Annotated in this window: 16 protein-coding genes; 6 read left to right on the forward strand and 10 right to left on the reverse strand. The window is 40.9% G+C overall.

Annotation, left to right across the window (positions count from 1 at the left end; translation table 11 throughout):
• Positions 1-107 precede the first annotated feature (107 nt).
• The 5 genes from infA to trxB form a co-directional block, all read right to left on the reverse strand.
• On the reverse strand, positions 108-326 hold the full coding sequence (infA, locus tag AACU98_RS17165) for a translation initiation factor IF-1 (protein ID WP_004244560.1): 219 nt from the start codon (positions 324-326) through the stop codon (positions 108-110).
• Positions 327-645: 319 nt separating this feature from the next.
• Positions 646-1,338, reverse strand: a complete 693-nt coding sequence (gene aat / locus AACU98_RS17170) for a leucyl/phenylalanyl-tRNA--protein transferase (protein WP_049203584.1) — start codon at positions 1,336-1,338, stop codon at positions 646-648.
• Position 1,339: 1 nt separating this feature from the next.
• The gene (gene cydC, locus AACU98_RS17175; protein WP_004244562.1) at positions 1,340-3,091 is read right to left on the reverse strand and encodes a heme ABC transporter ATP-binding protein/permease CydC; all 1,752 of its coding nucleotides are present in this window, start codon (positions 3,089-3,091) and stop codon (positions 1,340-1,342) included.
• Between the two features lie 2 nt (positions 3,092-3,093).
• Positions 3,094-4,863 carry a heme ABC transporter permease/ATP-binding protein CydD gene (cydD, locus tag AACU98_RS17180; RefSeq protein WP_017628444.1) on the reverse strand — a complete coding sequence of 590 codons (1,770 nt, stop codon included), beginning with the start codon at positions 4,861-4,863 and terminating at the stop codon, positions 3,094-3,096.
• Positions 4,864-5,001: 138 nt separating this feature from the next.
• Positions 5,002-5,961 (reverse strand): thioredoxin-disulfide reductase, encoded by a 960-nt coding sequence (gene trxB, locus AACU98_RS17185; RefSeq protein WP_004247618.1) that lies wholly within the window; start codon positions 5,959-5,961, stop codon positions 5,002-5,004.
• A 542-nt stretch (positions 5,962-6,503) separates the two neighbouring features.
• Between trxB and lrp the strand changes: the two genes are divergently transcribed.
• The 5 genes from lrp to serS all read left to right on the forward strand — a co-directional run bounded on the left by lrp (position 6,504) and on the right by serS (position 14,430).
• Positions 6,504-6,998, forward strand: a complete 495-nt coding sequence (lrp, locus tag AACU98_RS17190; RefSeq protein WP_004244566.1) for a leucine-responsive transcriptional regulator Lrp — start codon at positions 6,504-6,506, stop codon at positions 6,996-6,998.
• 127 nt (positions 6,999-7,125) lie between these two features.
• Positions 7,126-10,929 (forward strand): DNA translocase FtsK 4TM domain-containing protein, encoded by a 3,804-nt coding sequence (locus AACU98_RS17195; protein ID WP_161735262.1) that lies wholly within the window; start codon positions 7,126-7,128, stop codon positions 10,927-10,929.
• Positions 10,930-11,041: 112 nt separating this feature from the next.
• Positions 11,042-11,647, forward strand: coding sequence for an outer membrane lipoprotein chaperone LolA (gene lolA, locus AACU98_RS17200; protein ID WP_004244569.1), 606 nt, complete (start codon positions 11,042-11,044; stop codon positions 11,645-11,647).
• Positions 11,648-11,657: 10 nt separating this feature from the next.
• A complete protein-coding gene (locus AACU98_RS17205) occupies positions 11,658-13,007 on the forward strand; it encodes a replication-associated recombination protein A (RefSeq protein ID WP_161735266.1) in 1,350 nt (449 codons plus the stop codon).
• 133 nt (positions 13,008-13,140) lie between these two features.
• A complete protein-coding gene (gene serS, locus AACU98_RS17210) occupies positions 13,141-14,430 on the forward strand; it encodes a serine--tRNA ligase (protein ID WP_004244571.1) in 1,290 nt (429 codons plus the stop codon).
• Positions 14,431-14,609: 179 nt separating this feature from the next.
• Here the strand turns inward: serS and AACU98_RS17215 are convergent, their stop codons facing one another.
• Positions 14,610-14,942 (reverse strand): hypothetical protein, encoded by a 333-nt coding sequence (locus AACU98_RS17215; RefSeq protein ID WP_004244572.1) that lies wholly within the window; start codon positions 14,940-14,942, stop codon positions 14,610-14,612.
• Positions 14,943-15,342: 400 nt separating this feature from the next.
• On the opposite strand from AACU98_RS17215, the gene allD reads away from it, so the two are divergent.
• Entirely contained in the window at positions 15,343-16,392 is a 1,050-nt protein-coding gene (allD, locus tag AACU98_RS17220) for an ureidoglycolate dehydrogenase (RefSeq protein WP_161735264.1), read from the forward strand.
• A gap of 72 nt (positions 16,393-16,464) precedes the next feature.
• Here allD and AACU98_RS17225 read toward each other — a convergent pair whose 3' ends face one another.
• From AACU98_RS17225 to focA, 4 genes are all read right to left on the reverse strand, one after another.
• Positions 16,465-17,370, reverse strand: a complete 906-nt coding sequence (locus AACU98_RS17225; RefSeq protein WP_004244574.1) for a BPSS1780 family membrane protein — start codon at positions 17,368-17,370, stop codon at positions 16,465-16,467.
• A 357-nt stretch (positions 17,371-17,727) separates the two neighbouring features.
• Positions 17,728-18,468, reverse strand: a complete 741-nt coding sequence (gene pflA, locus AACU98_RS17230; protein ID WP_004244575.1) for a pyruvate formate lyase 1-activating protein — start codon at positions 18,466-18,468, stop codon at positions 17,728-17,730.
• A 107-nt stretch (positions 18,469-18,575) separates the two neighbouring features.
• On the reverse strand, positions 18,576-20,858 hold the full coding sequence (gene pflB, locus AACU98_RS17235) for a formate C-acetyltransferase (RefSeq protein WP_004244576.1): 2,283 nt from the start codon (positions 20,856-20,858) through the stop codon (positions 18,576-18,578).
• A gap of 54 nt (positions 20,859-20,912) precedes the next feature.
• On the reverse strand, positions 20,913-21,767 hold the full coding sequence (gene focA, locus AACU98_RS17240; RefSeq protein ID WP_004244577.1) for a formate transporter FocA: 855 nt from the start codon (positions 21,765-21,767) through the stop codon (positions 20,913-20,915).
• Between the last annotated feature and the right edge of the window lie 294 nt (positions 21,768-22,061).

Here is a 22,061-nt window from a genome sequence, read left to right on the forward strand (position 1 = left end):
ATCTTAGGCTAAAAAGCAGACACCACAGGTCAGCATCAATTCATGCTTTGCCTGTGGTGTTTTTTTTCACCCGAAATGATGATATTGCGGGAGAGAATGGATTGGGATCAACGGCTACGGAAGATGATACGGCCTTTGCTCAGGTCATATGGGGTCAGCTCAACGGTAACCTTGTCGCCTGTCAGGATACGAATATAGTTTTTACGCATTTTTCCTGAAATATGAGCGGTAACGACGTGTCCGTTTTCTAATTCTACACGGAACATCGTGTTTGGCAGAGTATCCAGTACAGTGCCTTGCATTTCAATGTTGTCTTCTTTGGCCATCTAATCCTCTAAGTTTTAATAACCATATTTTTTAAACGGCAAGATAATGCCGAAAATATTGTCCTATGTAAAGGAATGTTATTGGTTAACAAAGATGTTTGCTTTGCTAACAAGTTAATATTCCTTACCGTTACTTGTGTTTTAGTTGCTGAAAAACAAGGTTAATAACACAAGTCATAATTCTTTATTGTGCGGTATTTATTGCAATAAAATAACAACATCCAAACCACACTTTGGATGTGCAAGATGAATTTTTGTATAGACCACAGCAGTGAAATTCTATTTAAAATCTGATGGGCTTTACAAAAACGAGTGGTGATTATAATTCCAACGATTGCTGATACCAACACTTTTTATCAATAATCACCTTTTTCCAACGAGATAGCGCCTCTAAATAGCGATCTCTGGCAATTTCTATCGCACCTAATGCTGCCGTATGAGAGTTTAACACTTGGCAATCAAATAGTTGACCCCCATAACGCAGAAAATGGTTATAAAAAGCAACAAAGGCACATTTAGAAGCATTATTTCGACGACTAAACATTGATTCACCGCAGAAAACGGCACCAACGTTAACCCCATATAAACCACCGACCAATTCGTCGCCCTCCCAAACTTCTACCGAATGGGCTTCTCCTTGTTGGTGCAATGCCCGATAGCCGTTTTTTATATCAGGGCCTATCCAAGTTCCCTCATCACGTACACTACAGGCCTCAATGACATCAGAGAATGCCTGATTTAAGGTGATGGTATAAGGCGCTTGGCGTAAAAACTTACGTAACGTACGACCAATATGCAATGTTCCTGCGGGTAAGACGGCTCGGGGATCGGGTGACCACCATAACGGCGTTTCATGAGGTGTATACCAAGGGAAAATCCCCGTTTGATAAGCCTCTTTCAAACGAGCAGGGGAAATATCGCCACCAATTGCCAATAACCCACTTGGCTCTTTTAAAGCCAAATGGGGGGCAGGAAAAGTCACATCGTGTTCATCTAATTGAAACAACGGCATATTACGCCTCATCATGTGGCATTAACAATGCTTGTCTTTGATGAAATTTAGCATACTGACCTTGCTGTTGTAATAACTGACGATGCGTGCCGGTTTCGACAATGTGACCGCCATCCATCACACAAATTTTATCCATTTTATCTAACCCAGAAAGCCGGTGGGTGATCATTAATACCGCTTTGCCTTGGCAATGTTGCTGTAATAGCGCGAGGATCTGTTGTTCTGTATCTGCATCAAGACCTTCTGTTGGCTCATCAAGTAAAATAAGTGGTGCATTATGGAGTATGGCTCTTGCCAGCCCTAAACGTCGTTGTTCGCCTCCAGAAAGCTGTCTTCCACCATCACCCATCCATGCATTTAAACCTTCATCATTTTCGACCAGTTGTTCAAGACCAACTTGGCGTAGAACATGAGTAAGCTCTTCATCTGTCGCATCTTCTTTTGCCATAATTAAGTTCTCTCTTAAAGTATGGCTAAAAACATGCACACGTTGAGGTACAACAGACATCATTGAACGTAATGTCGCTTCATCATAATCAGCAAGAGATAAATGATTTAATGTGATCACGCCCTGAGAGGGATCGAACGCGCGATTGACTAATTGTAAGAGTGTTGATTTACCACAACCCGTTTTACCCAGTAATGCCACATGTTGTCCTGCTTCAATGGTGAGATCAACATGATTGATCACAGGCATGGGTTGATTAGGATAGGTAAAGCAGACATCCCGTAGTGTTAATGAGGCGCTCGGTTTTATCTCTCCCCCTTGGGCTGGGAAGGTGACATCGGGTTGTTGCTCAATTAAATGTGTAATACGCGTAGCCGATGTCATGACTTGCCCTAAATGTTGAAATGCGACAGTCACCGGGCCGAGCGATTCAAATGCCGCTAATGCACAGAAAGTAAAGAGAGCGATGAGTGCTTCTGGCATAAAGTGGGCATCAATACCATCGGCAGCTAACCATAAAATCAGTGTGGCGGTTAATCCCGAGGCTAAAATCATTAGCGATTGAGATAAACCAGTTAAGTTAGCTTGTTGTGCTTGACGGCGCAGCCAGCGTGCTTCAAGTTGCGCTAAATTTTGTCTAAAGCGGGGAAGGGCGCCAAAAATTGTTAATTCAGCTTGCCCTTGTAACATACTGGTGAGTACGGTGCGATATTGCCCTCTTAGGTCTGTGAGATCACGACCAATGGGCTTTCCGGCATAATAAAATACAAAAGGTAATACCACCAGCAGGGTGAGCATAATACCACCTAGCGTATTTGCTAAGCGAGCATCAATAAGCCCAAGCCCAAACATAATGGTCATGATAACCACAAAGGCGGCAATTATCGGTGAGATCACCCGAATATAAAGGTGATCTAAGGTTTCAACATCAGCTACTAAACGGTTAAGTAATTCACCTTGACGAAAACGGGCGATCCCCCCAGGAGAGAGCGGTAAAATTTTCTTAAAAGTGAAAACACGCAAGTGTGAGAGTACACGAAAGGTGGCATCATGACTGACAAGACGCTCAAAATAACGCCCCGCAGTACGAAATATTGCCGCACCTCGTACCCCAGCGGCGGGTAACATATAGTTAAAACTATAAATGCCCGCAAAACCCGCTAATGACGTGCCCGCTAAGAACCAGCCAGAAAGTGTTAAAAGGCCGATACTGGCTAATAATGTTAAAATTGCCAACAAAATACCCAGTAACAGCATAAACCAGTGACGACGGTATAACGCGAGAAAAGGAAGCAGTACTCTCATGATCAAAGTTCCTCTTTACGATGAGCAAGAAGACGAGCAAAGGCACCATGTTGTTGACTGAGTGACTGATAAGTCCCAGTTTCAATGATTTGCCCTTTTTCCATTACCCAAATCTGATCATATTCCATCGTTTCTTCTAATAAGTGGGTAATCAACAGCGTCGTTTGATGTAATGAAGCTTCATTAAGCGCTTGCATAACGCGCTGTTCACTGTGAGAGTCTAAACTTGCTGCAGGCTCATCTAATAATAAAAAGTGACAAGGTGATAAAAGGGCGCGAGCTACCGCAATACGTTGGGCTTGACCAACGGAAAGACGGGCAGCATTATCACCAATAATGGTGTTTAAACCATCCGGTAATTCGTTAATAAAATCACTTACATAAGCTTTTTCAATAGCTTGATTTATCTTCGCTTCACTGGCGTTCGGATCACTTAAACGAATATTATCCAGCAGGGTTTGCTCTGGTAAGTTAGGGTTTTGTCCCACCCAGCTGATACATTGGCGCCATGCCTGTGGAGAGAGTTGAGTTAACTCAACACCATTGACGGTTAATGAGCCACGATAAGGTAAAAAACCTAACAATACATTAAGTAATGAACTCTTACCTGCGCCACTTTGCCCGACCAGTGCAATACGCTGTTTGGGATGAATGGTAAAGTTAAGAGGGCCTGCCAGTTTGGCTCCTTGATGTGACAAAATTTCTAATTGTTGGGCAACTATTTCAATACCTTGGTCGGTATTAATAGTTTGATTCCCCGTAGGTTGGGGCTGTTCACCTTCGGCTTCTAAAAACTCAACCAAGGAGCCAGCTGCACCTACCGCCTGTGCTTTAGCATGATAATAGGTGCCTAAGTCGCGTAATGGTTGGAAAAACTCAGGGGCAAGGATCAGGGCTAAAAAACCAGAAAATAACGTCACGCCTAACCCATAATCACCAAAGCTCAATTCTCCAAGATAGGAAAAACCAAAATAGACCGCGACGACCGCAATGGATACGGCGGTAAAGAATTCTAATACGCCAGAAGAGAGAAATGCCATACGTAGCACTTCCATGGTTCGCTTACGAAAGTCTTCCGTTGCATCCGTTATCTGTTTTACTTCTGCATCACCACGGTTGAATAGGCGCAATGTATCCAAACCACGTAATCTATCAAGGAAGTTGCCACTTAAGCGACCTAAGGCAAGAAAATTACGCCGGTTAGCATCTGCTGCGCCTAAGCCAACTAACGCCATAAATAAAGGAATAAGAGGGGCTGTGACAAAAAGAATTAATCCTGCGGCCCAATTAATAGGAAAAATGGTAATAAGAATAAGCAAAGGTACAATAGAGGCGAGATACATTTGCGGTAGATAACGCGCATAGTAATCTTGCATATCTTCTATTTGTTCTAGAATAATCGTTGCCCAACTTCCTGCGGGCTTGCCTTTGACCCATACAGGGCCTAGCGCTTCAAGTCTATCAAGTACTATTTTGCGAATTTGCTGTCTGACCGCCATACCACAGCGATAGCCTACACGTTCGCGTATCGCCATCACGACAGCGCGTAAAATAAAGATGCTGATAAGGATAAGGAAAGTAGTCGTATGTGTATCACGACTTAGCCCATCCATAATGAACGCTTGTAGTAGAATGGCTAATAACCATGCTTGCGCAATAATTAATAAACCACTGACTACCCCTAAAATCATTGATAGCCGTAACCAACGGCGGGCTGGAGCACTTTGCTGTTTCAGCCATCGAACCAATTCATTTTGTTTAGTTTTATCCATGAGAAAAGATTCAAATCTGCAGGTGAGATACAAAGTATCAAAAACGCCAAGAATAATAATTACTCTTTAACGACCAAGCTAGTATGTTACATGGTAAAAGGCGCTACTGAAATAGCGCCTTGAAAGGAAGTGAGGATTTTAGTTAGATTTTAGTGCGTCTAAGTAACGTTCTGCATCTAAAGCAGCCATACAACCTGTACCAGCTGAGGTAATGGCTTGACGATAAATATGATCCATTACATCACCTGCGGCAAAAACACCTTCAATAGATGTTTGGGTAGCATTGCCTTGCGTACCGGATTGAACTTTAATGTAACCGTTATCTAAGGCTAATTGATCTTCAAAAATTGCCGTGTTAGGGCTATGACCAATAGCAATAAAGACGCCCATGACCTCTAGCTCTTCGGTTTTATCACTTTTCGTATCTTTTAAGCGCACTTTAGTGACCCCCATATCATCACCTAACACTTCATCTAAGGTACGATCGGTATGCAAAATGATATTGCCATTCTTAACTTTGTCCATTAAACGGTCAATTAAGATTTTTTCAGAGCGGAATGAATCGCGGCGGTGGATTAGGTGCACTTCTGAGGCGATATTTGCTAAATACAGTGCTTCTTCTACGGCAGTATTACCGCCACCGACAACAGCAACTTTCTGGTTACGATAGAAAAAGCCATCACAGGTTGCACAGGCAGAAACACCACGGCCTTTAAATGCTTCTTCAGAAGGTAAACCGATATAACGTGCTGATGCCCCTGTTGCAATGATCAAGGCATCACAAGTATATTCTTGTTCATCACCAAATAGGCGGAAAGGTCGGTTTTTCAGATCGACTTTGTTGATATGGTCAGAGATAATCTCGGTATTAAATTTTTCAGCGTGCTGAAACATGCGATCCATTAAACCAGGACCAGTTAATCCTTCAGGGTCGCCAGGCCAGTTTTCAACTTCAGTTGTGGTAGTGAGCTGTCCTCCTTTTTCAACACCCGTAATCAGCACGGGTTCTAGGTTAGCTCGTGCTGCATAAACTGCTGCAGTATAGCCGGCAGGACCTGAACCTAAAATAATAAGTTTGCTATGTTTGATGGTGCTCATGGATACCTCATCTTTGATTAGGCTTGATGCGAATTGAGCGATTGTAGGAGAAATAAGACGTTAAAAAAAGCCAAGAAAGGGAAATAGCGATAATATTTTAACTATTTTAGCAATAGTTAATAGTAATATAGTTTAATAATTATAGAGTTATATTGCGTTAACATCATCGAATTAACCTGAAACATTTTGCTTTACAATTGCTGTTTATCTTGCATATATAGACAATAACATAGCGCCTTGTTCTGATTTTTGCTCATTTGCTTTGACAATCCGCTGTACATTTGCGAAAACATGACTGTAAAAGATAATTATCCTCAGACGTAATAGGTATTATTTTTAGACAGACAGGGTATAGGATAGTGCTTTTGCAAGATGAATAGATAAGAATTTGGATAAAATGATTGTTTTATCTGGCATTAAATAAAAATAGATTGGTAGTTTGCTCTGACCGTTTGATACCGAGGTCTCAATATGATGCTGAAGGTGTACAGGTATGGGTATAGGAAAATAAAGTAAGAGAAAAAGAGAAAGAGAGTATAGAGATGATTGATAATAAAAAACGTCCGGGTAAAGATCTTGATAGAATAGACCGGAATATTCTAAATGAGCTTCAGAAAGATGGTCGTATCTCAAACGTTGAGCTGTCTAAACGCGTTGGTTTATCACCAACTCCATGTTTAGAGCGTGTACGCCGATTAGAACGCCAAGGATTTATTTCTGGTTATACTGCGCTATTAAACCCCCATTACCTAGATGCATCTCTGTTGGTATTTGTGGAAATCACATTAAACCGTGGTGCACCAGATGTCTTTGAACAATTTAATATGGCTGTTCAAAAACTTGAAGAGATCCAAGAATGTCATTTAGTTTCTGGTGACTTTGACTATCTGTTGAAAACTCGTGTACCTGATATGTCTGCTTATCGTAAATTATTAGGCGAAACGCTATTACGTCTTCCTGGTGTAAACGACACCCGCACTTATGTGGTGATGGAAGAAGTAAAACAAAGCAATCGCCTAGTGATTAAAACACGCTAAGCCTGCTAATAGGTTAGTGCAAAACAGGATAAAGTTAGGTACACTCCTGTTTATGTATACAGTTTCAACGCTGGGTTATCTCAGCGTTGTTCCGTTTAAACCTTAAGTGAAACCTGGAGAGCCCTCTTTGAGCCAGGAATATACAGAAGATAAAAATATTCGTTTTACTAAGATAAGTAACCGCCGTCGTATTTGGGAAGCCCTTCTTATTTTGATAGGCATTGGTGCTATCTTTTTAATGATTTCTTTACTGAGCTTCCATCCAGCCGATCCGAGTTGGTCACAAACCACGTGGAATGAACCTATTCAAAACTTAGGTGGCAATATTGGTGCATGGCTTGCTGATATCCTTTTTTCAGCATTTGGCTTGCTCGCTTATGCAATCCCTATTGTGGTGGTATTTGGTTGCTGGAATGCATTACGTCATCAAAAAAATCGTGAATACACAGATTTTTTCTCCCTTGCATTACGTACAATTGGTGCCTTGGCTCTGGTTCTTACATCTTGTGCGTTAGCTGATCTTAATTTTGATGATATCTACAATTTTAGCTCTGGTGGGGTGATTGGTAGCTTATTTAGCAAGGCATTGCTACCTTGGTTTAATATGCTAGGTGCAACACTGGCGCTACTATCAGTATGGGCGATAGGCTTTACGCTATTTACTGGCTGGTCATGGCTGACGATTACCGAAAAGATTGGTGCGGTTATCTTAGGTGCGGTTGCTTTTATTACTAATCGTGGTCAAAAAGATATTGATTATGATGATTATGAAGAACCCGCCGATCCTGCTCAGGCAGATCCTGAGGCGCTGGTGGATAACAACATCCAGCCAGAACATCAACTTTCTGCGCAAGTAGAGCCAGATAGTGATGATATTCTCTTTTCTGCGCCTTCCGCCCTTGAGTTAGCGCGTCAGCAAGAAATGGCGATCACTCCACAACATGATGATATAACTGAAACTCCAGAAGTTGCTAGCGGATCTGCAACTCCAACGATTTCAGCCACAGAGACGGTTATCGCTGAGGCGCACGAGAGCAAAGAGCGTGCAGAGCATATTGTTGATAATCAACAACCGACGCATGCCACAACCCATGATGCAGAAGTAACACCGCCATCCATTATGGCTACTCATGACGCTAGCCCAGTCACTGAGCCTGAACCTGAACACTATCGCTTTGAAATACCATCGGCATTTCTTAAGCAACAAGCGCATTCCTCTGACTCTATGGCAGACAATAGTGTCGTGACAAAAGAAGTACCGACAACCATGCCATTGACGGAAAACAAACCTATTGAGACAAACGAAGCGCCAATTGTCTCGCAAAAAACAGCGGCGGATAATAGCGACCATAGTGCATCATTATTTACGCCATCTGCTACATCAGCTACATCAACAGATAGCAATTCAGCTTCATTAACTCAAACAGCCGCCGGTGTTGCCAGTGTGGCAACAGCAGCAATAGTCAGTCACGGTGCACAAGTTAAACAAGGATTAGGGCCTGAATTACCTCGACCAAATCCTGTACGATTACCAACGCGTCGAGAGCTTTATGGTATTCGTATCCCATCACAACGTGAGGCGGAATTACGCCGCCGTGAAGAAGCGCTTCAACAAGATCATGAAGACGATTTAGCGGATATACAAGAGCAGGCTAATTTCGAACAATCGTTACGTCAGCAATTTCTTGAGCAACAACGTGAGCGCTATGGTGAGGATACATCAGCAACACAAAATGTTGAGCCAACCATCACGATGTCATCAGCGACATCTAGCTCGCAGTCAACCTATGACGAGTCTGATAATCAACCTTTCATTGATACCCATACCTTTTCTGCGCAAGAAACAGAAGAGGAGAGTGATGAGTATGAACAACACCTCGCTGAGCAGTTTAAGCAACAACTGCAAGAACGCTACGGTGAGGATGTTTTACAGGATGAAGATGACGAGGTATTGCCATCAGTCACGACTGGAGCATCCGAAACGCCAGCCTCGGCACAAGGGTATCATCCCCATATTCAGCACTCTTTTGCGTCTCAATCTACCCCTGTTACTCAACAGACTGATAACAGCACTCTTTATCCTAACAGTGATGCATTCTTACAAGTATCACCTCGTGATGATGAAGAAGAGGAATACACACCGACTATCGAGTTACAAGAAAATCTTGATGCATTAGGCTCGTTATCACCGGTGGATGATTTGTTAGATGAAGAGCCTGCAGAGCCTGTTTTTACGCCGATGGTAACCCCTGCAGAGCCAGTATCTTCTGTATCTTCTGTAGGGCAAACACCTATTGAGCCTCAAGCACAGATGGCTCAACATTTTGCACAGCAACAGCAACAGCAACAGCAACAGCAACAGCAACAGCAACAGCAACAGCAACAGCAACAGTCATTAATTCATCCGTTATTAATGCGCAATGATAGGCCGTTACAAAAACCAACAACACCAATGCCATCACTTGACTTATTAACCTCTCCTCCTATGGATGATGAACCTGTTGATATGTTTGAGCTTGAGCGTATTGGTAAGTTAATTGAAGCGCGTTTAAATGACTACCGTGTTAAAGCAAAAGTGGTTGGCATTTCACCGGGCCCGGTGATCACCCGTTTTGAGCTAGAGCTAGCGCCAGGTGTAAAAGCTGCACGTATTTCAAATCTATCCCGCGACTTAGCACGTTCACTTTCCACGACGGCAGTGCGTATTGTTGAAGTTATACCGGGCAAACCTTATGTTGGACTTGAGTTACCAAACAAAAAACGCCAAACCGTCTATATGCGTGAACTATTAGATAGTGATGCATTCCGTGACAGTCGTTCACCATTAACTGTGGTATTAGGGAAAGATATCGGTGGGCAACCTGTGGTTGCTAACTTGGCTAAAATGCCTCACTTACTGGTTGCAGGTACTACAGGTTCGGGTAAATCTGTTGGGGTGAATGCGATGATCATCAGCATTCTCTATAAAGCGAAGCCAGAAGATGTACGCTTTATTATGATTGACCCGAAAATGTTGGAATTATCTGTTTATGAAGGTATTCCGCATCTGTTAACCGAAGTGGTGACAGATATGAAAGATGCTGCGAGTGCTTTGCGCTGGAGTGTCGCAGAAATGGAACGCCGTTATAAATTAATGTCCGCATTAGGGGTACGTAACCTTGCGGGCTATAACGAAAAAATTAAAGAAGCGGAAGCCATGGGGCGTCCAATTCCAGATCCACTATGGAAACCTTCTGACAGCATGGCACCTGAGTTGCCTATGTTAGAAAAAGAGCCTTATATTGTGGTCATCGTCGATGAGTTTGCTGATCTAATGATGACCGCGGGTAAAAAAGTGGAAGAATTAATTGCTCGCTTAGCACAGAAAGCACGTGCGGCGGGAATTCACTTAGTATTAGCCACTCAGCGCCCTTCAGTGGATATTATTACTGGTTTAATTAAAGCGAATATTCCAAGTCGCATCGCATTTACCGTATCGAGTAAAATCGACTCGCGCACTATTTTAGACCAAGGTGGTGCCGAATCCTTGTTAGGTATGGGTGATATGCTTTATGCCCCTAATGGCTATATGCCAGAGCGTGTACATGGTGCATTTGTCAGCGATGATGAAGTACATGCGGTTGCAACAGACTGGAAAGCACGTGGCCGACCTCAATATATTGAAGCCATTACCAAATGTGGTGAAGAAGGCGAAGGTGGCAATGGTGGTGGTTATGATGATGGTGAAGAGCTTGATCCGCTATTTGATCAGGCCGTAGAATTTGTGGTTGAAAAACAGCGAGTCTCCATTTCCGGTGTACAGCGTCAATTTAGAATAGGCTATAACCGTGCAGCCAGAATTGTTGAGCAGATGGAGATGCAGGGTATTGTCAGTGCACCTAATCACAATAATACGCGTGATGTATTATCACCACCGCCAGCAGAAATGTAAGATCTTGAAAACAGAGTTATCAGCTCTTAAATCAGCATGATAATCTAATAATTATCACTATAACTTATACGCCGACATGATGTCGGCGTAATCTCAGTCAGAGGCGTGTTGAATGAAAAAAGTATTACTCACAGTCTGTGCTATCGCGTTGTTTGGTAGCCAAGCCGCTTGGGCGGATGCTCGTCAAGACTTACAACAACGTCTTAATAAAGTGAATAGCTTTCAGGCTAACTTTAGTCAAACGGTGACCAGTAACGAAGGTGCGTTAATTCAAAAAGGGGAAGGACATTTAAAAGTACAGCGTCCTGATCTGTTTAATTGGCAAATGACGGCACCGGATGAGAGCACACTAATTTCTGATGGTAAAACATTGTGGTTTTATAACCCATTTGTCGAACAAGTGACGGCAACTTGGTTAGAGAGTGCCACAACGAATACCCCTTTTATGTTGATTGCGCGTAATGATAGTAAAGAATGGCAAAATTACGATGTTAAGCAAAATGGTGATCGCTTTGAATTAACCCCTAAAACAGAGAACAATTTAAAGCACTTTTCTATTACCGTTTCACCTAATGGTCAAATCCAACAATTTGCGGCTACAGAGCAAGATGGGCAAGTCAGCCAATACCAATTAACGGCACAAAAGGTCGCCCCCATTGATGCATCAGCGTTCCGCTTTACACCACCCGCGGGTGTGACGGTGGATGACCAACGCTAGTGAGGCTATTTTGAGTAATTTATCACTCGACTTTTCACAAAATGAATTTCAACCTCTGGCCGCGAGAATGCGGCCTGAAACATTAGAACAGTATATTGGGCAGAAGCATCTACTCGCTGAAGGTAAACCGCTACCACGGGCGATAAAAGCAGGCCAATTGCATTCAATGATCTTATGGGGACCTCCGGGTACAGGAAAAACCACATTAGCTGAAATTATCGGGCGCTATGCCCAAGCGGATATAGAAAGACTTTCTGCGGTGACGTCAGGGATCAAAGAGATCAGGGCCGCCATTGACATAGCGCACCAAAATAGAAATGCGGGGCGTAGAACCATCCTATTTTTTGATGAAGTTCATCGTTTTAATAAAAGCCAACAAGACGCTTTTTTGCCACATATTGAAGATGGCACTATCACTTTTATTGGTGCAACAACGGAAAACCCTTCTTTTGAATTAAATTCGGCACTGCTATCACGTGCACGAGTTTACCTGCTACGCTCATTGACAGAAACAGACATTGAACAGGTATTACAGCAAGCATTAGATGATACTGAACGTGGATTAGGTGGGCGTAATATTATTTTACCTGATAATACACGCAAAATGATTGCTGAATTAGTCAATGGCGATGCGCGCCGTTCACTCAACCTGCTTGAAATGATGGCTGATATGGCAGAAGTCGATAGCCAAGGCAAACGAACACTAACAGCGGAATTACTAAAAGAAATTAGTGGTGAACGTAGCGCCCGTTTTGATAATAAAGGTGATCGATTTTACGATCTTATCTCTGCTTTGCATAAATCAGTACGTGGCTCGGCACCTGATGCAGCACTTTATTGGTATGCTCGTATCATCACTGCGGGGGGAGATCCAATGTATGTTGCTCGTCGCTTACTGGCTATTGCTTCAGAAGATGTCGGTAATGCAGATCCGCGTGCTATGCAAGTTGCCATCGCTGCATGGGATTGCTTTACGCGGGTAGGCCCTGCAGAAGGTGAACGTGCGATAGCACAAGCGATTGTTTATCTTGCTTGTGCGCCGAAAAGTAATGCCGTGTATACCGCTTATAAAGCCGCACTGGCAGATGCGAAAAGTAAACCTGATTATGATGTACCTGCACATTTACGTAACGCGCCAACGCAATTAATGAAAGAGATGGGCTTAGGTGCAGAGTATCGCTATGCTCATGATGAACCTAATGCTTATGCGGCAGGAGAGGTCTATTTTCCGGCTGAAATGGCACAAACGCGTTATTATCACCCTGTTAATCGAGGGTTAGAGATCAAGCTTGCTGAGAAATTAGACTGGCTTTCTCAGCAAGATCAAAATAGTGTGACAAAACGCTATCGCAAATTGTAAAGATGCGGTAAGGTTATTCAATCATTAGTAATTTTTTTAACTACCCCTTATCTCAGGTATCTTCGCGATAGGTAAACAAGAGAATGATAGGAGATAAGGTTTTTATTAATCTATCAATAAGCACAGGATAAGCATGCTCGATCCAAATCTACTGCGTAATGAGCTAGACGCGGTCGCCGAAAAACTGGCTCGCAGGGGGTTTACCCTCGATGTGGAAAAAATTCGTCAACAAGAAGAACGCCGTAAGGTGTTACAGGTTGAAACAGAATCCCTGCAAGCAGAACGTAATTCCCGATCGAAGTCTATTGGTGCTGCTAAAGCGCGTGGTGAAGATATTGAGCCACTTCGTCAGGAAGTTAACCAATTAGGTGAAAAACTTGAAGCGGCAAAAGCGGAATTAGATAAACTGCAAGCCGACATTCGTGACTATGCGTTAACTTTACCGAATCTGCCTCATGACTCTGTGCCTAATGGTAAAGATGACAGCGAGAACGTTGAAGTATTTCGTTGGGGTGAACCAAAGACTTATGACTTTGAATTAAAAGATCACGTTACTCTAGGTGAACTTACAGATGGTTTAGATTTCCCATCTGCCGTGAAAATCACCGGTTCACGTTTTGTTGTGATGAAAGGTCAAATTGCACGTTTACATCGCGCGATCGCCCAGTTCATGCTGAACTTGCATACAGAACAACATGGCTATCAAGAAATGTATGTGCCTTATTTAGTTAACCATGCCACTTTATATGGCACAGGACAGTTACCTAAATTCAGTGGTGATTTATTCCATACCAAACCACTTGAAGAAGAGTCTGAAAGCCAATATGCGCTGATCCCAACAGCAGAAGTACCTGTTACCAATATGGTTAGAGACGTTATTCTCGAAGAAGACGAACTACCATTGCGAATGACTGCACATACGCCATGTTTCCGCTCAGAAGCGGGCTCTTATGGCCGTGATACACGTGGTCTGATCCGTATGCACCAATTTGATAAAGTAGAGTTAGTACAAATTGTACATCCTGAAAAATCAATGGATGCATTAGAAGAGCTAACTGGCCATGCAGAGAAAGTGTTGCAATTGCTCAATCTGCCTTACCGTAAAGTGGTACTTTGTACAGGTGATATGGGCTTTGGTGCACGTAAAACCTATGACTTAGAAGTGTGGGTACCGGCACAAAATACCTACCGTGAAATTTCTTCATGCTCTAACTGCTGGGATTTCCAAGCACGCCGTATGCAAGCACGTTTCCGTGCTAAAGGTGACAAGAAAACTCAACTTGTGCACACTTTAAATGGTTCAGGTTTAGCTGTAGGGCGTACTTTAGTCGCCATTATGGAAAACTATCAAACCGCTGATGGTCGTATTGAAATTCCAGAAGTTTTACGTCCTTATATGAATGGCCTTGAGTATATTGGTTAATAAAAACCTAATTACTCAGTGGTTATAATATTAAAACCCCCTATTAAACAGGGGGTTTTTTAATGGTATAAAGAGCATCAAAAGACTAGTGGTGGTAATTTCTATTAACCTTTTAACCTGAGTATAATTTTATTAATGTTTTATATTCTGGCTATATACTAGCTTCAGTATCTAATACTTCAATGAGGTTGAGATAAGTAAGGCAACAAAGAGAAGAATACTTCTATTTTTCTTTCATTTGTCATATCAACAAAATCGTCCATTGCAATTTCTATAAAATCAATGGTGTTATTATCAATAGTGAATTTATACATTAAATGGCCACTCCAACTGCGATGAACATAGACACAGTTTTCTATACTATATGAAAGCCATTTATCTTCCATACATGCAGGTAACCAGCCGTTTAGTATATTTTTTTTAGCATCTTCAGTTAGGGAATAATTAATATGATGAATCAATGGTGTTTTTTCAAAATACTTTAGGTTCTTTAACATTTCTTTATTTATCATTCTTTATTCCACAAATAATAATTGTTATTACAGACTACCTAAATGGACTTAAATGATCAAAAGAAACATATCATTTTTTCTCTTTAATACAGATGAAGGGTGACATTATTAATAAATAATAGCAGGTAGTTTTTTACTGATGATTTTTTTAATAAAAGAGCGTTTTATTGCTCTTAATATTATTTAATAACAGTTATCAGGTGCAGAAAAAACAGATGATTATTAAAAAATTCTTACTAAAATAAGTGAGATTAAATAAAAATATAATGCAATTCGCTATTGGTTAAACTGATCACAGCAGATCATCTCTATACTGCTACATTAAAATTATCGCTCAAGTTAATTTCAATTATCTTATGACGTTTCTATTTATTTAGAACCCTACTAAAGAGCCTATTGTATGATAATTTCTAAACAGCAGTTACACCAATTAATCAAAAATAAGTTACATAATGCAGGACTGAATGAAAACCATGCAGACATTGTTGCCGATGTATTAGTTCATGCTGATGTGAAAGGAATTCATTCCCATGGTGCTGTACGTGTGGAATATTATGCTGAGCGCATTAGTAAGGGAGGAACAAATACGCATCCTAAGTTTACTTATCAAGAGACAGGACCTTGTAGTGCGATTTTTGATGGTGATAATGGTGCTGGACATGTTGCTGCTAAGCAGGCCATGGAGCACGCGATTAATATGGCACAAGAGAAAGGCATTGCTGTTGTTGGGGTTAGGCGTATTGGTCATAGTGGGGCGTTATCCTACTTTGTAGAACAAGCCTCTGCATCTGGAATGATTGGTATTTCACTTTGCCAATCGGATCCTATGGTAGTGCCATTTGGTGGATCTGAAGTTTATTATGGCACTAATCCTATCGCTTTTTCAGCCCCGAGTGCAGATGATAAACCTATTACCTTTGATATGGCGACGACGGTGCAGGCATGGGGTAAAATTCTCGATGCGCGGGCTAAACATAGTGACATTCCTGACACATGGGCGGTAGATGAAGCGGGCAAACCAACCTGTGATCCCTTTGCAGTAAAAGGTTTATTACCTATTGCGGGACCAAAAGGGTATGGCTTGATGATGATGGTTGATGTATTGTCTGGCATTTTATTAGGATTACCTTTTGGTAAACATGTTAGCTCTATGTATCATGATTTGACACAAGGTCGTGAATTAGGCCAGCTCCACATTGTGATTAATCCTGCTTTCTTCACTGATGCTGATTTATTTAAAAAACACATTTCTCAAGTAATGGCTGAGCTACATAGTATTAAGCCTGCAGTCGGTTTTGAACGGGTATTATATCCTGGGGAAAATAGTCAGCTTGCAGCGCAGAGAAGCGAAAAAGAGGGGATAGAAATAGTTGACGAAATTTATCATTACTTAAATTCTGATGTATTATTTAATCAATCTTATGATAATAAAAATCCATTTGCCAGCTAAGTTATATTAATAAAAAAACAGCCATCCATTAATTAGGTGGCTGTTTTTGGGTTATCCAAAATTATAAAATATTTAACTGACTAATTTACCGATATTCGATTCTGCGGTTTTATTTAAAGAAACTTTATTCCCACCATCACCATTATTGTCATTGTTATCAGTATGGTTATTAGTCATATTACCCATATTTTTCTGATAGAAAATATGGCGATATGATCCATACATTGCAGTAAAAGAGAGTGGAATAGTGATAAATAAGCCTAATCCAAATGGGATAATACTCAAGCCAATAATGATGCTTAACAGCACAAAGAATAGAAAGCCACCAAATAAGTTGTTTTTAACCGCCATAAAACTGGCTTTAACGGCAGGGATAGCTTTATAGTCATTTACTAAAATTAAGGCAGGGGCAAACCAATAAGAGGCAGTACTGATTAAGCTAAAAATGATAATAATGATAGAAGAAAACGTAATTGGTGTCAGGTTATCAGCCAATAAGCCTTGAATATAGTAGGTTGGTGCATCATTAAGAGCGGCTTGAGCAACTTCCATCAATAATGAACCACTGATTAATAGTGCTAAAATAAAGCCTGCTAAGATAATAAGCACACTAATACCATAAGCACCCATGATGCTAAGGTAGCGTTTGTTCTGGAAACCAGAAAATAAATTATCCAGATTTAGCTGACCAGTCTCATATTGCTGATGGGCTATCATCATAAGCCCGGCAACTAATACAGCTGAAATAAACGGGGAGATAATCGGCCCAATAAGTGGGATAAATCCAAGGATAGATGAGATAATTAAGTTAACAAGAAAGTAAATAATTACAGCGCCTACCCACATAAAAAAGCGCTCTTTAACTAAATCCCAGCCAATACCTAACCACTCGGTTGCCCCTGAAGCACCTCTTTGTAGAGGAACTGGCGTAAACACCTCTTCTGGCTCCGTAAGCGATGAACTATTATCTTGTTCCATTTTTTTCTCTGCCTTAAAAATAATTAATTGTTTATAAATATAACTTTTTATAATTCATATCATATCTTTTTATTTTGTAATTAATCAATACTATTAAACTAAAGAATGCTTAAGGATAATCTTAGAAACTTCTAAATGACCATTAGAATGAGTAACAATTTTATATTGTCATAATTAACTGCAATGGTCGTTATTAAAAATATCTTTATTTGAGGTATGGAAAACAATATTTTTTAATTTAGTGGCTGGCGCTTTCTCAAAAGAACATGCCGCAGGGAGGGGAAAACTTGATGGCAGTTTTACATAAAAAAAGCAGTACATTGTGCACTGCTTTTTAAAATGGGGGTGTATAAAAGCTTAATACATCACTTTATGACCATAAGATGCAATAATTGCTTTAACATTTTCCATCGTCTCTTTTGACGGTGGATGAATACCATCGAGTTTATACTCTTCTCCTAAAGCAACCCATTTATGTTTACCTAATTCGTGGTAAGGGAGAAGCTCGACTTTTTCGATATTTTTCATATCTTTTATAAATTCGCCTAAACGATGAGCAGAATCATCATCATCAGACCAACCGGGCACAACCACGTAACGTATCCAGGTTTTTTGGCCTCGTTTAGCTAAATAGCGGGCGAATTCCAGTGTACGTTGGTTAGAAACACCAACCAGTTTTTGGTGAATGTCATCATTCACTTGTTTTAAATCCAGCATGACTAAATCAGTCACGTCCATTAATTCATCGATGACAGGATCATAACGGCGTACAAAACCGTTAGTATCTAAGCAGGTATGGATATTTTCTTTTTTACAAGCACGGAACCAATCACGTACAAATTCTGCTTGTAAGATAGCTTCACCACCAGAAGCAGTAACGCCACCACCAGAGGCATTCATAAAGTGACGATAAGTCACTGCCTCTTTCATTAATTCATCAACTGTGACGATTTGCCCACCATGAGTATCCCATGTGTCACGGTTGTGACAATAGAGGCATCTCATTAGGCATCCTTGAAAGAAAACAATAAAGCGTATTCCGGGACCGTCAACAGTACCGCAGGATTCAAATGAGTGGATACGACCAAGTACGGACATAACAGGGTTACTCCAAAACTGTCTAGATAAAAAGGCCCCAAAGTAGGGGCCTTTATTCTAAGCGATTTTATCTACTTTCTCAGTAAATAAATGCATGAGTTATCAAATTACATTGTTTGAGTGAATGTACGAGTGATAACGTCTTGTTGCTGCTCTTTAGTTAATGAGTTGAAACGGACTGCATAACCAGAAACACGGATAGTTAATTGAGGATATTTCTCAGGATCTTCCATTGCTTCTAACAGCATTTCACGATTCATTACGTTAACATTCAGATGTTGGCCACCTTCGATATCCGCTTCATGATGGAAGTAACCATCCATCAGACCTGCAAGGTTTGCTTTACGAACATCATCATCTTTACCTAACGCGTTAGGTACGATAGAGAAGGTATAAGAAATACCATCTTTCGCGTAAGCAAATGGCAGTTTAGCAACTGAAGTTAATGAAGCAACTGCACCTTTTTGGTCACGGCCATGCATTGGGTTAGCACCTGGTCCGAATGGTGCGCCAGCACGACGACCGTCTGGAGTGTTACCTGTTTTCTTACCATACACAACGTTTGAAGTGATGGTCAGAATTGACTGAGTTGGCACTGCGTTACGGTAAGTGTGCAGTTTCTGAATTTTCTTCATGAAACGTTCAACTAAGTCACAAGCGATATCATCAACACGAGAGTCGTTGTTACCAAATTGTGGGTATTCACCTTCAATGTTGAAGTCTACGGCTAAACCGTTTTCATCACGGATTGGTGATACTTTTGCATATTTGATAGCAGACAGTGAGTCAGCCGCAACAGATAGACCTGCGATACCACAAGCCATAGTACGGTATACATCACGGTCATGAAGTGCCATCAGTGCTGCTTCATAGCTGTATTTATCGTGCATGTAGTGGATAACATTCAGTGCAGTAACATACTGAGTTGCTAACCAATCCATAAATTGATCCATACGGTTCATCACAGTATCAAAGTCTAACACTTCGTCCATGATAGGTGCGTGTTTTGGACCTACTTGGATTTTCAGTTTCTCATCCACACCACCATTGATGGTATACAGTAAGGTTTTAGCTAAGTTTGCACGAGCACCGAAGAACTGCATTTGTTTACCCACAACCATTGGGCTAACACAACATGCAATTGCATAGTCATCACTGTTGAAGTCAGGACGCATTAAGTCATCATTTTCGTACTGGATTGAAGAAGTATCGATTGAGACTTTAGCTGCATATTTTTTGAAATTAATAGGCAGTTGTTCTGACCATAGGATAGTCATGTTTGGTTCTGGTGAAGGACCCATGGTGTACAGGGTATTTAAGAAACGGAAAGTATTCTTAGTTACCAAAGTACGACCATCTAAACCCATACCACCTAATGATTCTGTTGCCCAGATTGGGTCACCAGAGAATAATTCATCATACTCAGGAGTACGTAAGAAACGAACCATACGTAATTTCATGACTAAGTGGTCAATTAATTCCTGAGCTTGTTCTTCAGTCAACAGACCTGCATCGAGATCACGTTGGATATAGATATCTAAGAAAGTAGATACACGACCGAAGGACATTGCTGCGCCGTTTTGAGATTTAACAGCGGCTAAGTAACCGAAGTAAGTCCATTGTACTGCTTCTTTCGCATTTTGAGCTGGGCGAGAAATATCACAACCATATTTCGCAGCCATTTCTTGGATTTGACCTAATGCAGCGTGCTGCTCTGCGATTTCTTCACGCAGTTGGATAGTCATTTCCAGATCTTCACCTTTTTCCAGTTTTTCTTGTAAAGAGGTGAATTGAGCGAATTTGTCTTTACGTAGGAACTCGATACCGTACAGTGCAACACGACGGTAGTCACCGATGATACGGCCACGACCATAAGCATCTGGCAGACCAGTTAAGATACCTGATTTACGGCATTTTAAGATGTCTGGAGTATAAACATCGAATACACCTTGGTTGTGTGTTTTACGATATTCAGTAAAGATTTTTTTCAGCTCTGGATCTAGCTCACGGTTATAAGCGTGGCAAGAACTTTCAACCATACGGATCCCACCGAATGGGATGATTGCACGTTTTAGAGGTGCATCAGTCTGTAAACCGACGATTTGTTCTAAATCTTTTTCGATATAACCCGCATCGTGTGAAGTGATAGTTGAAGCAACAGAAGTATCAAAATCAACCGGCGCATGAGTGCGGTTTTCAATTTTGATGCCTTCCATAACTTGTTCCCAAAGTGTATCAGTTGCTTTAGTGGAACCTGCTAGGAAAGATTCGTCGCCTTCATATGGAGTATAGTTTTTTTGAATAAAGTCACGAACATTAACATTGTTCTGCCATTCACCTTCAGAAAAACCTTTCCATGCTTCAGCAAATTTTTCATTTAAATCAGACATGATACTTCTACCTTTTTACAATGGAACTTAAGAAATCAGTCATAACTGCACGGATTAATGTTTATCGCCGCGCAGATGCATTAACCAGTATACCAGACCGACTAGGACTGCTCCGCCGATAATATTACCGATAGTGACTGGCAATAAATTATCAACGAGGAAATTTGATACTGTTAGATTTGAAAATTGTTCTGGTGATGCACCTACTGTAGTCCAGAATTCTGCCGGTGCAAAATTCTTAATTACAATACCTAAAGGAATAAGAAACATGTTAGCGATACTGTGCTCAAAGCCACTCGCCACAAACATACCGATAGGTAAAATAAGTGCAAAGAGTTTATCAATTAAAGTTCGACCTGCATAACTCATCCAAACTGCAAGACAAACCATTAAATTAGCTAAAATACCTAAACAAACTGCTTCAATAAAGGTGTGCTCAACTTTATGCTGTGCAGTTTGTAATACATTCAGACCCCATAACCCATTAGCTGCTGCATATTGACCTGCAAACCACATTAAGGCAACAAAGAACAGGGCGCCAATAAAGTTACCAATATAGACATTTATCCAATTAGCGAACATCTTAGCCCAAGAAATACGTCCTGTCGCTTTAGGAATAATGGTGAGTACAGTTGAAGTGAATAAGTCTGCACCACAAACAACCACGAGCATTAAGCCTAAAGAGAAACAAATTCCTCCAACGAGTTTAGCGAGACCAAATGGAACAGATGCGGTGCCTGTAGTCGCTGTAATATAAAAAACAAACGCAATTGAAATAAACATTCCCGCAGTAAAAGCAGATAAGTAAGTTGTTGGGATATGTTTGTTTGCTTTATAACAACATGCATCATCGGCAACTTTTGCCATATCAGCAGGTGATAATAAATTAAAAGGGCTGTCAGCTTTCATACTAACACTCTCTTATATGTTGGAATAATTATAGCACGCAATAATAGTAGCAAAGGGTCTTACTCCTAAAGTTGATATGGATCATAGTCGCTTATGAGAGACGCAATTTTAGTACGTAAAAACCGGCTAAATTAGCTATAATTATTTGATTAATAATAAGAAAAAATTTTTTAAATTTTATCAAAAAATTTTAGCCTGGCTGGATAAACAAAGTAAAAAGTAAATATAACGTATTATTTATTTTTATTAGCGTTAACAGATAAAAATAAAATTTAACGCTCCATTTACTTTTGC

Origin of the sequence: Proteus sp. G4380 (assembly GCF_963885725.1) — a bacterium.
GTDB lineage: Bacteria > Pseudomonadota > Gammaproteobacteria > Enterobacterales > Enterobacteriaceae > Proteus > Proteus mirabilis.